We start from the raw sequence: 11,981 nt of genomic DNA on the forward strand, positions 1-11,981 counted from the left end.
TAAAGCGGCTCGAATGAGAGGAGGCCTTGAAACGATGTGCGGACGTTTTACGCTCACCGTTACTTGGGAAGAGCTGATGACCAGGTATCTCATTGATCCCGAATCGGTCTCTCCCTTTCACGTTCCCAGGTACAACATCGCGCCTACGCAGATGGTCACGGCCATTATCCATGACGGGAGCACCAACCGGATCGGGCAGCTGCAATGGGGGCTTGTCCCTTCCTGGGCCAAGGATTCCTCGGGCGGAGCCAAAATGATCAATGCCCGCAGTGAAACGCTGGAAGACAAGCCTGCCTATAGGATGCCCTTTTATCGGAAAAGATGCCTGATTCCTGCAGACGGTTTTTACGAATGGCAGAAAAGCGGCAATGGCAAGCAGCCCTTTCGCATTGGATTGAAGAACGGCGAAATATTCAGCATGGCCGGCCTGTACGACACCTGGATCACCCCAGGGGGCGAGAAGCTGAGCACCTGTACCGTCATTACGACCGAGCCCAACAGGCTCATGGAGCCGATCCATAACCGGATGCCGGTCATTCTAAGACCCGCTGACGAAGCGCTATGGCTTGAACGGCAGCCGTCCTCCCATACCCATGGGAACCACCCTTCCCACCTGCAATCGCTCAAGGAGCTGTTGAAACCCTATCCCGCGGAGGAAATGCAGGCAGTGCCGGTAAGCACAACCGTAAACTCCGTCAAGAACGACACGGAAGATTGCATACGCTCCATTACGGGCAGCTAGATATTCCGAAAAGGTTGGGATTTCTCTTCGACTGTCGCGCTTTTTCACAGCATACCGGCTTCACCGCTGCCGGTTAGACCACAATAGCGAGGGACTCCTCTAAACGGGAATCCGCCTAAGATCGCCTCATCCCTGTTCAAGCCATGTCAAAAGCCCCTGCTCATTAGGAGAAAACACTCCCGAGAGGGGCTTCTTCTATGCTTGTCATTCCTTGATGTCATCCAGTTGTTAACGAAACATTCCCCACAGCTTGATCAAATGGAAGGTGTTGTTCGGATCGATGCGCTGTGCAAGCACGAATTGAACCATTTGCTGCTCCTGTGCGGAGCTCAGCTTTTCATTCAAGATGCCGCTGGCCGTCCGGATCAATTGATGTACTTTTGCGCTATTTTGAAGATCCGCTTTGGTCAAGCCCTGAGTCAGTCCCTTGATTCTTTCCTTGATGGCCGGGTTTTTCATTTTTAGCTTGATACGCTCCACCAGCTGCGGACTAATGCCATACTGCTGATAACCCAATGTTGAAGCACCTCCAGTCATAAATGCTGCTACCCTTTTTGAGTATATGACGAAGGTCTGTCCATTGTGCCAACAGATTCATGCCATTAATCCATGATATCGCCCTGGAAGATCTTCTCCTGCTGCAAAAAGTCGCGCAGCGGCTCATATTCCGGCGACGTCCAGAAGGAACTGTCGCTAACGAGAGCCGCCGCGTCGCCCCGGGCCTCTTCGACTACCTTGAAATCGGCGACCATGTCGGCCAGCCGGAACTCCGGCAGCCCGCTCTGCTTCGTACCGAAAAAGTCGCCCGGTCCCCGAAGCTCCAGATCCCGCCGGGATACCTCGAAGCCGTCTTCGGTTTCCGTCATGACCTGCATCCGTTCCTGACCCACTTCCGACTTCGGATCAGCCACCAGGACACAATAGGAAGCATGCTGTCCACGGCCTACCCGGCCCCGAAGCTGGTGCAGCTGGGACAGGCCGAAGCGATCGGCGTCCATAATGATCATCAGGGTTGCGTTCGGCACGTCAACGCCAACCTCAACAACCGTCGTGGAGATCAGCAGCTGAACCTCATTGCTGTAGAATTGGCGCATGACCTCATCCTTCTCGGCCGGCGTCATGCGGCCGTGCAGAAGTCCGACGGAATATGCGGGGAACGCCTGCTGCATTTGAACATGCAGGTCAATCGCATTCTGGACGTCCAGCTTGTCCGATTCCTCGATCAACGGGGCGATCAGATATGCCTGGCGTCCCTGATTTACTTCCCGGGAAATAAATCCGAGCACGCGGTCCATCAGTTCATGTTTGACCCAATAGGTCGTAATGGGAATGCGCCCTTTCGGACGCTCCGACAGCGTGGATACGTCCATGTCGCCAAAGGCGGTAATCGCCAGCGTCCGCGGGATCGGCGTCGCCGTCATCGTGAGCACGTCCGGGTTATACCCTTTACGCCTTAGAACGCTTCGCTGATTCACGCCGAAGCGGTGCTGCTCGTCCGTCACGACGAGCCCCAGCTCCCGGAAGTAGACGTCATCCTGGATAAGGGCATGGGTGCCCACAACGATGTCCGTAAGCCCCATCTGCAAGGAAGCCAGCAGGTCCTTCCGCTTCTTCCCCGTTACGCTGCCTGTCAGCAGACCGACCGTAATGCCGAAGGGTTCAAACAGCCTCTGCAGGGAACGCATATGCTGTTCGGCAAGAATCTCCGTCGGCACCATCAATGCGCCTTGGAAGCCCGAGCGGACCGTCGTAAACAACGCGATGGCGGCAACAATCGTTTTACCCGAGCCGACATCCCCTTGCAGCAAACGGTTCATGCAGTAAGGGGATCGCATATCATGCAAAATCTCCAGCTCCACCTTCTTCTGCGCATCGGTAAGCTCAAACGGGAAGCTGCGCACGAACTCCCGGATGGTTGCATTGTCGGCCGTATGTACCACCCCGTCCATCCGTCCCCGGTTCAGTGCCCGGAATGCCTGCATTTTTAACTGGAACAGGAAGAGCTCCTCGTACACCATGCGGCGCCGCCCTTCCTGACCTTCCCTGGAGTCGACAGGCTGATGGATCGTCATAATCGCCGATTTACGGGGCATCAGATCATATTTTCGGAGCAGGGATTGCGGCAAAATCTCGGGAATCATCTCCCCGTATTGCTCCAATGCCTGTCCCATCGTTTTTCGGATCCAGGATTGCGTAATCTTTCCGCCGATGGAATACACCGGCTGCAGCGTTCCGCTGCGGAAGGCTCCTTTATCCGGGAATTCGGATTCGGACACCGTAAGCTGCATTCTGCGCTGGTCCCACTTGCCCGTCAGCACGATCTCCCGCCCAGCCGTAAGCTGGTCCTTCAGAAAATGCCGGTTAAACCAAGTCGCGGTGAACATCCAGTTTTCGGCCAGCATTTTGCAGGTTAATCGGGATTTGCGCCCGTAACGCTGCAGAACCGGCACGCTCGCAATCTTGGCTTGAATGGTGATTTTGTCCCCGTCCTTGACTTCGCTTAAGGACCGAAGCCGGTAATCCTCGTACCGGAAAGGGTAATACTCCAAAAGATCCTTGACCGTAGAGACGCCAAAGGCGTGAAGCTCCCCCTCTTTCAGGGCGCTCACGCCGTTGATCTGTCTGACGGATATTTGATCGAGTTTGAGACTCATATCATCTACCTCACTTAAGCAGGCCATATATATGCTGCAATGGTTCCCGGTCCGACGTGCGTACCGATAACCGGACCGATCTCGGAGAACACGGTTTCCTCGATCGTGAACACAGCGGACAGCTGCTGCAGAAAATCCTCAACCAGAGCAGGGTCAGCTGTATGACCCACAGCCACATTAATATTTTTCACGCCGGATAGATCCTGTTGAAACAGCTCAATGATTTTGGCTGTCGCTTTCTTCCGACCCCGGACCTTGTCTACCGGAAAGATAATCCCTTCGCCGTCAATGGACAAAATCGGCTTAATGTTAAGCAGCGTACCGAGCACGGCCGACGCCTTGCCGATTCGTCCGCCCTTCTGCAAATATTCCAGCGTGTCTACCAAGAAGTAGAGGCGGCGCTTGGAACGAAGGTCCTCAAGCGATGAAAGAATATCCGAAACAGCGGCCCCTTCTTGCGCGAGCTTCGCTGCATGAACCACGAATAACCCGAAACCGTAGGAGGCGGATTTGGAATCCCATACGGTAATATCCGCTTCTCCTTCAATAAGAGAGGTTGCAAGCAGTGCGGACTGATACGTTCCGCTCAGGCCGGATGAGATGTGAATGGACACAATGGAGCAGCCTGGGTGCTGTTCCAGAATGGACTCATACACAGCCACAAAATCTGCGGGCGAAGGCTGGGAGGTCGTCGGAAGCTGAGGCGATTGCACCAGCTTTTGGTAGAACTCTCCCGGCGTGATTTCCACTCCGTCCAAAAACGTATCTTCCCCGAACATAAGTCTCAGCGGCACAATATGAATGTTGTGTTGCTTCGCCAGGTCTGCCGGAATATCCGCTGTGCTGTCTGTCACAATAACGGTCTTATTCACCGGAACCCCTCCTAAAAATGTACCATGCATAATATCAAAGCGTTATGAAAAAAAACTCTATCGACGTACTTTCTCCGAAGACAGGCCGCATGCAGCGTAAGTTTTTCTACCGAGATAGGGAAGGAAAGCCTCTTGAGGAACCCGCCTATCTCTTATATCAAGACTCCACGGAGAACAGATAGGAATAGATCGGCTGTCCGCCGTAGTGTACTTCAACCTCCGCGTTAGGGTACTGCTCGCCCAGCCACTCCGTGAGTGCGCTGGTCGATTCCTCGGTTGCGTCAGCGCCGGTAAGCAGCGTTACGATTTCATCGCCGGATTCCAGCATTTTACCCAGCAAATCCTGGGATGTCGTAATCAGATCCTCGTTTGCTGCCACGATGTTGGAATTGCGGATACCGATGAACTGGCCAGCCTTGATCTCGAGATCATCAATTGTTGTGTCCCGCACGGCATAGGTGACCTGCCCCGATTGCACGCGAGTGATGGCATCCAGCATGTTGTCGGTATTCATATCCGCATTCTCGTCTTCCTGGAAAGCAAATGCTGCCGCGATTCCCTGCGGGATCGTCTTGCTCGGGATGACCGTTACGCTGCGCTCGCCTTCGAGAAGCTCTCTGGCCTGCTGGGCAGCAAGCACGATGTTGGAGTTGTTTGGCAGAATATAAATCTGCTGGGCCGAGATCGAAGAAATCGCATTGACGAAATCCTCGGTGCTCGGGTTCATCGTCTGTCCTCCGGAGAGAACGACGTCGACGCCCAGGCTCTTGAATATATCGGAAATGCCTTCCCCTGACGAAACCGCAATGAACCCGTACGGCGCGATCTCGTCTGCAGGAGGAACAGCCGGTGCTTCCGGCGTCACGGTCTCTGCCGGAATATCCGCAAACAGCTCGGGCATCGGCGCGATATCCATTCCGGTTGTCAGCAAGTCGCGGTGCTGCTCGCGCATATTCAAAATGTGAATCTGGGTGATCTCTCCATACATGAGGGCCAAATTCAACACTTCGCCCGGCGCCTTGGAATGGACATGCACTTTGATCGTCTCGTCATCGGCAATGACAATGATGGAATCACCGTTCACTGCAAGCGCTTTCCGGAACTTATCTTCATCAAAGTCCGCACTCGTTCCCTCTCCAAGCTGCCTATTAATAAAGAATTCCATGTCGTATAAAAATTCAATGTCCTCCGTGGACAGTCGGGATTGGGCCGAAGCCGGAGCTTGAACCGCCGAGAAATCAGGAACCGCATGATAGGCTGGTGCCGCGCTGCTCTGTTCTGCTTGTCCTTCCGCAGAAGCGAAGGAGCCGGACGCGCCGTCTTTTTTCAACGCTTGCAAGAAACCTTCGTAGATGTACACCAGGCCTTGCCCGCCCGAGTCCACAACGCCAACCTGCTTCAGCACGGGAAGCATATCCGGCGTCTGGGACAGCGTTTCTTTGGCTTTGGCCAGCACCTGCTCCATCAGCTCCACGATATCGTTGCTGCGGCGAGAGAAATAAACGGCATGTTTGGCCGCTTCTTTAGCTACGGTCAGGATGGTGCCTTCCACAGGCTTTACGACAGCTTTATACGCAGCTTCCACGCCTGTCTGCAGCGCTGCGGCAAATTGATGAGAATTAAGTTCTGTATAAGGTGCCGCATACCGGCTGAAACCACGGAACAGCTGGGACAGGATCACCCCCGAATTCCCTCTGGCTCCCATCAGAAGCCCCTTGGACAGCACACCGGCACTATGCCCGACGGACTCCGAGTACTTACTCTTCAGTTCTGCTACGCCTGCCGTCATCGTCAAATTCATGTTGGTCCCCGTGTCGCCGTCCGGCACCGGGAACACATTCAGGGAATTGACGTGTTCTGCATGCTGCTGCAGCTGCTCCGCTCCGGCAAGGACCATAGCGGTAAATTCTGTTCCATTCAAAGAACGCTTACTCAATGAGAATTCCCCTTCCTGGCTTGATACCCATAACACTTCTTGTCGTAAACTTCATATCTATTTCATAGCTTATAGCTGACGAAATGCCCAACCAGTAAATAATAGACTTGCATGATTAAATGGATCATACCATCTTGATGGGCTGCCCTCTCGTCCTCTACGTCATTCGGCAGCTCCAAACCTCCTCGAAACATGCCGACCAGCCCACAATATACAGATCTTCGGAAATATTATGGACTAATCAACATTGTACTATAATGAGAAAGAGAAATAAATGTTTTTAGGACAGTTGACGGAGCAATTTTTACTGTGATATTATATTTAAGTATTGTTTCATGCAGGGTTAGGAACAAGGAGGTGTAATGAATGGCTCGCAAATGTTATGTAACAGGCAAGAAACCAAGCAGTGGTAACCATGTTTCTCACGCTAACAACCACAACAAGCGTTCTTGGGGTGTCAACGTTCAAAAGGTTCGCATTTTGGTGGATGGCAAGCCAAAACGTGTATACGTCAGCACTCGCGCTTTGAAATCCGGTAAAGTGACTCGCGTATAATCATCTCGTTATATGAAGAAAAACTTCTAAATCTCCAGGCACCATTTGTGGGCGATCCGGGACAAGGAAGTTTTTCTTGCGTTTAGATACATATTCTTCACCTAAACAAAAAGCACCCTGAGCAGATAACAGGTGCTTTTTTTATTTAGATATAAGAAAAATGAAAGAGCCGAACTCCCGCTTTCTTATATCGCAAGAAAAACTTCCGGTCGAACGCGGTCTGTCTTCGATAAGTACGTCGCTAGACACTCTTCTTATGATACAAGAAAGCGGCAGAGGCCATGCGCGCATTGGCTTTCTTATACCGCAAGAAAAACCTCCGCATACAATGCGGTATGTCCTCCATGCGATCTATCGGAGTGCTCTTCTCTTGCCTCATCCCCCGTAAACCGGCTGGCGGCGTCGGTCCCAGGCGGAGGTTTTGTTACGCCGGGACAAGCTGTCAGCTCTTGTGAAACGTATTTAAGATGGCCTTCACAAAACCTCCCAAAAACTTCGGCAGCTTGAACGTATAGAATTTCATGTCTCACCCTCCCCAATCATTCTCATGCCTTCCTAGATTATGTTATGCACCAAGCCCTTAGATGTGAACACAGACAAAAAAGGCTACATGAGAACCCAGCTCATGTAACCATATTTATGCGGGAATCCCCCGCCCTATGCATCCCGTGCTCACGTTCTGAGGTCAAGATGTTACGCTGTCTCGGATTTGGGCAATGGCCGCCGCCCGATCCGGCTTGCCGAAGACCGCGCTGCCCGCAACCAGGACATCCGCTCCCGCTTCCACCACGAGCGGCGCCGTCTCCGCCGTAATGCCGCCATCCACTTCGATATGGATATTCGGATTGTCGGAGTTTGAAATCCATTCACGCAGCTGCGCAATCTTGCTTACGGTCCGCTCGATAAATGCCTGTCCGCCGAAGCCGGGATTCACGGTCATCACCAGCACCAAATCCACGTCAGGAAGCACTTCCTGAAGGACATGGGCCGGCGTGGCCGGATTAATCGCGACGCCAGCCTTCACGCCATGCTCTTTAATGAGATGGATGACGCGGTGAAGATGCGGGCAGGTCTCGGCATGAACCGTGATCAAGTCTGCTCCTGCCTTGACGAAGTCGGCAATATACAACTCCGGCTGTTCGATCATCAGATGCACGTCGAGCATCAGGCCCGTATGCGGTCTGATCGCTTGGACGATCGGCGGCCCCAGGGTAATATTCGGCACGAAATGCCCGTCCATGACGTCCACATGAATCCAGTCGGCTCCGCTCGCTTCGGCTTCCTTAATTTCCTGCCCCAGCTTTGCAAAGTCCGCCGACAATATGGATGGCGCAATTTTTATCATGATTCAGTACCTCCGCTTCTTGTCTTTCATCTCGGTATAAAACTCCACGTAGTGCTCATAACGGCTTGCTAGGATGATTCCATCCTCTTTGGCTTGAATCACCCGGCAGCCAGGCTCCTGGATGTGACTGCAGCCTCTGAATTTGCATTCAGCCGCATAAGGAGCAAACTCCTTGAAGCAGGTCGACAGCTCCTCGACACCCAGCTCCAGAAAGTCCAGCTGGCTAAAGCCGGGCGTATCGGCAACATAACCTCCGTTATCAAGCTCAATCAGCTCCACGTGGCGCGTCGTATGCCGGCCGCGGCCAAGGCGCAGGCTGATTTCGCTGGTCTCCAGCGAGAGGCCCGGCATCAACGCATTGAGCAGGGACGACTTGCCGACGCCGGATTGACCGGAGAATACGCTGATTCGACCGGCCAGGCGGTCCTTCACCTCTTCGGTACCGATGCCTTGCAAGGAGCTGGTTATAAGCACTTCATACCCGATTTCTTCGTACTGGCGCTTGACCTGCTCCAATACATCGTCCGAGTCGTCTGCAAGGTCCTGCTTCGTCAGGCAGATCAACGCCTCAAGGCCCGAATGCTCAATATGTACCAGGAACTTGTCCAGCAGATGCAGGCTCAAGTCCGGTTCCTTGACCGAAAACAACAGCACCGCCAAGTCGACGTTCGCGACAGGCGGGCGAATTAATTGGGAAGACCGTGGAAGTATTTCATCCACGGTCCCCTCCCCATTCTCAGTCAATGAATACTTCACGCGATCTCCAACGAGCGGAGAGATGCCTTTCTTTTTGAAAATGCCGCGGGCTCTGCATTGAACCGCTGGGTCCTCCCCGGATATAATGTTGCCATCCTGCAGTGGTTTGACATAGTAATATCCGCTTAGTGCCTTCACGATCAGTCCCTCTAGCATATAATAGGCCTCACCTTTCTTGTTGAAATTAGTGTTCTCATGACTTGTTTCTAATCGTTGTCTTTGCCTTTGCCCTTACCCTTGGCGTTTCCTTCGCTGCCGTTATCCCAGTGATAAGCAGCATCATCTTCCTCATTCGAACCGTCCTCGCCATTTCCCTCATCCGGGTTGGAGTCCACCGGTACATCAGGCTGCTCAGGCGGCTGCTCAAAGGTCGGCTGCGGCACGGTTCCGTTCTTGACGTCGGTGTAGCTTACGCTGTACGTATCCACCTGGCGGCCGTCACGGAATATCATGACCGTCGCGTGTTTGTCGGGAGCAAGCAGCAGCTTAACGGGTACCATTTCGGAAGTCGTAATGGTCTTGTTTACGGCTTCCTGGTTGTCTCCCAGCGCGTCGCTGAAGACCACCCGGATTTTGCTTTCTTGTCCTTCGGCGCTCGGCGACACCGGTACGCTGTAATTATACTCGAGCGCGTCCGAAGGATAGCCGGAGCTGACGAACAGCGTGATATCGGAGCCTGGTGCAACTTGTTGATTGGCCTCATGCGGCCATTGCTCTATTACGATGCCTTTTTTCACTTCAAAACTAGATCTCTCTTTGATTGCTGCAATCTTAAAGCCATTTGACTCCAAAATATTGACGGCATTCTCCTGCTCTAAGCCAACCACGCCCGGCATAGGGACCAAATTCTTGCCCTCGCTCACCGTTACGCTGATTACTTCAGTTTCTGGATCGATTTTTGTACTGGCTTCCGGGCTTTGTTTAAAGATCTTGCCCTGAGGTACTTCATCATTTTTTTCAGACGATGGCTTGATGGAGGTTTCCTTGACTCCAATCTCTTTTAATGCAGCAACTGCCTCATCAAACGTCATCCCATTAAGGTCCGGCATTTCCGGGAGCGGCTTCGCATCCCCGACCGATAACTGAACCGGTGAGCCCTTCTTCAGCATGGTCTCTGGTTCCTTGTCCTGTGCAAACACGACGCCTTCATCCACATTCGGTTTATATTCGCGAATGACTTCCTCATTCACCGTCAAACCTTGGGCCTCTAGCTCGCGGATCGCTTCCTCCTCCGTCATGCCTACCACTGGCGGCACCTTAACCTCCGGCACCTCCAGCATATTGTTCACATACATGACGACGCCTAACATAAGGCCGAGGAATAAGAGTACAGAGCCGATAATGATGGTCGGCTTGACCCACTTTTTCTTCGGCTTGCCGGTTGGCTTTTCCTCAAACTCATCGTCATCCGAGTCGTCATCTTGGTCATGATGATGCTGGCTGCTGCGCTGCATCGTTTTGAGCGCCGGCATGACCAGGGTAGAATCGGCATCGTCCTCGAACTCCATCTTCGGCTCATTGAGGCGCATCGGCATCAAACACGTCTCGAGGTCGTCCATCATTTCTTCCGCCGACTGGTAACGCTCCTCCGGATTTTTGCGCATGGACTTCAGGATGATGTTCTCCACGCTTTGAGGAATGAGCGGGTTCACTTCCCTAGGCTCGTCAAATTCCTCCTGCAGATGCTTCAGTGCAACGCTGATCGGGCTCTCGCCCAGAAAAGGAAGACGGGCCGTGAGCATTTGATATAATACGATACCAAGTGAATATAAATCCGATTTCTCCCCCGTCACGACGCCCTTGGCGTGCTCCGGCGAGAAATAATGCACAGAACCCACGACGGAGCCTGTCTGCGTAATGGTTGTCGACGTGACCGCCCTGGCAATGCCAAAGTCGGTTACTTTGACCCTCCCGTTACGGCCAATCAGAATGTTATGCGGTTTAATATCGCGGTGGATAATCTGGTTATGATGGGCATGCCCCAATGCATCGCAGATCTGGGTCGCAATCCGTACGGCTTCTTCGACCTGCAGCGGCGCCCGTTCTTTAATGATTTCATTCAAATTCTGACCTTCGATATATTCCATGACGATGTAATGCACATCTTCCTCTTGGCCCACATCGTAGATGCTGACCACGTTGGAATGCGACAATGAAGCCGCCGATTGTGCCTCACGCCGGAAACGGCGAATAAATTCCTCGTCGTGCACAAACTGCTGGCGCAGCACTTTGATCGCTACGTTCCGGTTCAGCAAAATATCCTGAGCCTTGTAGACCAGCGCCATGCCGCCGCCGCCGATGCGTTCAATAATCTTATAACGACCAGCCAATTCATGTCCGATCATGAATCCCACCCCTTTATACGTTGCCCGACAACCTCTTCTTGATGTTCAAACATTGCGACTGTGATGTTGTCCTCACCGCCAGCGAGAAGTGCCAGTTGAAGCAGGCGATCCGCTCTTTCTTCCAGAGGAAGGTCAAGTGAACCGGAAATTTGTCCGATCAGCTCGCGGCTGACCCGGTTGCTGAGTCCGTCACTGCATAGCAGCAGCACTTCGCCTTCCCCGAGCGTAACCGGCGTAAGCTCAACCGTCACGTCCACATCCGTTCCAAGTGCCCGGCTTAATACGTTTTTCCGGGGATGGGTTTCCAGTTGATCTTCCGTAATCTGACCGCTCTTAAAAAGCTCATTAACCAATGTGTGATCATCCGTGAGCCGAATGACTTGTCCGGGAACGACTTTGTAAGCCCGGCTGTCCCCGATATGACCGATATAACCTTCGGAGCCTCGCAGCAGCACCGCTACGATCGTCGTGCCCATATTGTGAAGCCGCTCATCTGCCGAGGCTTCCTGATAGATAACTGCATTGGCGTGCAATATGGCATCGCCAAGCGCAGCCCGAACGCCGTCCATGGACATGTCCTGCTCCAAAGAGGACAAATCCGCGGCCACGGTATCTACCGCAAGCCTGCTGGCGGTGTCGCCCGCAAGGTGGCCGCCCATGCCGTCGGCAACCACACCCAAGGTATAGCCATGCTCCAATGTGCTAACAAATACCGAATCTTCATTAACAGGACGAACGCGTCCCACATGGCTTACATGAACCGTCTTGATCAAATC

11 protein-coding genes are annotated in these 11,981 nt (G+C 53.1%); 2 read left to right on the top strand and 9 right to left on the bottom strand.

Annotation, left to right across the window (positions count from 1 at the left end):
• Positions 1–34: 34 nt before the first annotated feature.
• Positions 35–742: an SOS response-associated peptidase gene (locus JNUCC32_RS15535; RefSeq protein WP_090912905.1), complete on the top strand. Its 708-nt coding sequence runs from the start codon at positions 35–37 to the stop codon at positions 740–742.
• Between the two features lie 228 nt (positions 743–970).
• Here the strand turns inward: JNUCC32_RS15535 and JNUCC32_RS15540 are convergent, their stop codons facing one another.
• The 4 genes from JNUCC32_RS15540 to JNUCC32_RS15555 all read right to left on the bottom strand — a co-directional run bounded on the left by JNUCC32_RS15540 (position 971) and on the right by JNUCC32_RS15555 (position 6,204).
• A complete protein-coding gene (locus JNUCC32_RS15540; protein ID WP_009592565.1) occupies positions 971–1,258 on the bottom strand; it encodes a stage VI sporulation protein F in 288 nt (95 codons plus the stop codon).
• 86 nt (positions 1,259–1,344) lie between these two features.
• Complete coding sequence (recG, locus tag JNUCC32_RS15545) at positions 1,345–3,396, bottom strand: ATP-dependent DNA helicase RecG (RefSeq protein WP_192572555.1); 2,052 nt, start codon at positions 3,394–3,396, stop codon at positions 1,345–1,347.
• Between the two features lie 14 nt (positions 3,397–3,410).
• Entirely contained in the window at positions 3,411–4,268 is an 858-nt protein-coding gene (locus JNUCC32_RS15550) for a DegV family protein (protein ID WP_096773145.1), read from the bottom strand.
• 157 nt (positions 4,269–4,425) lie between these two features.
• A complete protein-coding gene (locus JNUCC32_RS15555) occupies positions 4,426–6,204 on the bottom strand; it encodes a DAK2 domain-containing protein (protein WP_036672418.1) in 1,779 nt (592 codons plus the stop codon).
• A 366-nt stretch (positions 6,205–6,570) separates the two neighbouring features.
• Between JNUCC32_RS15555 and rpmB the strand changes: the two genes are divergently transcribed.
• Positions 6,571–6,759, top strand: a complete 189-nt coding sequence (gene rpmB / locus JNUCC32_RS15560) for a 50S ribosomal protein L28 (protein WP_006209230.1) — start codon at positions 6,571–6,573, stop codon at positions 6,757–6,759.
• 442 nt (positions 6,760–7,201) lie between these two features.
• Here the strand turns inward: rpmB and spoVM are convergent, their stop codons facing one another.
• The 5 genes from spoVM to JNUCC32_RS15585 form a co-directional block, all read right to left on the bottom strand.
• Positions 7,202–7,282, bottom strand: coding sequence for a stage V sporulation protein SpoVM (spoVM, locus tag JNUCC32_RS15565; RefSeq protein WP_034273235.1), 81 nt, complete (start codon positions 7,280–7,282; stop codon positions 7,202–7,204).
• Between the two features lie 162 nt (positions 7,283–7,444).
• Complete coding sequence (gene rpe / locus JNUCC32_RS15570; protein WP_192572556.1) at positions 7,445–8,104, bottom strand: ribulose-phosphate 3-epimerase; 660 nt, start codon at positions 8,102–8,104, stop codon at positions 7,445–7,447.
• 3 nt (positions 8,105–8,107) lie between these two features.
• Positions 8,108–9,016 (bottom strand): ribosome small subunit-dependent GTPase A, encoded by a 909-nt coding sequence (gene rsgA, locus JNUCC32_RS15575; protein WP_096773142.1) that lies wholly within the window; start codon positions 9,014–9,016, stop codon positions 8,108–8,110.
• Positions 9,017–9,066: 50 nt separating this feature from the next.
• Entirely contained in the window at positions 9,067–11,205 is a 2,139-nt protein-coding gene (pknB, locus tag JNUCC32_RS15580; RefSeq protein WP_192572557.1) for a Stk1 family PASTA domain-containing Ser/Thr kinase, read from the bottom strand.
• Positions 11,202–11,978 carry a Stp1/IreP family PP2C-type Ser/Thr phosphatase gene (locus JNUCC32_RS15585; protein WP_009592617.1) on the bottom strand — a complete coding sequence of 259 codons (777 nt, stop codon included), beginning with the start codon at positions 11,976–11,978 and terminating at the stop codon, positions 11,202–11,204. The genes pknB and JNUCC32_RS15585 overlap by 4 nt, the downstream gene beginning before the upstream one ends.
• Positions 11,979–11,981: the final 3 nt, after the last annotated feature.

Source organism: Paenibacillus sp. JNUCC32 (assembly GCF_014863545.1).
In the GTDB taxonomy this organism is placed as follows: Bacteria; Bacillota; Bacilli; order Paenibacillales; family Paenibacillaceae; genus Paenibacillus_AQ; species Paenibacillus_AQ lautus_A.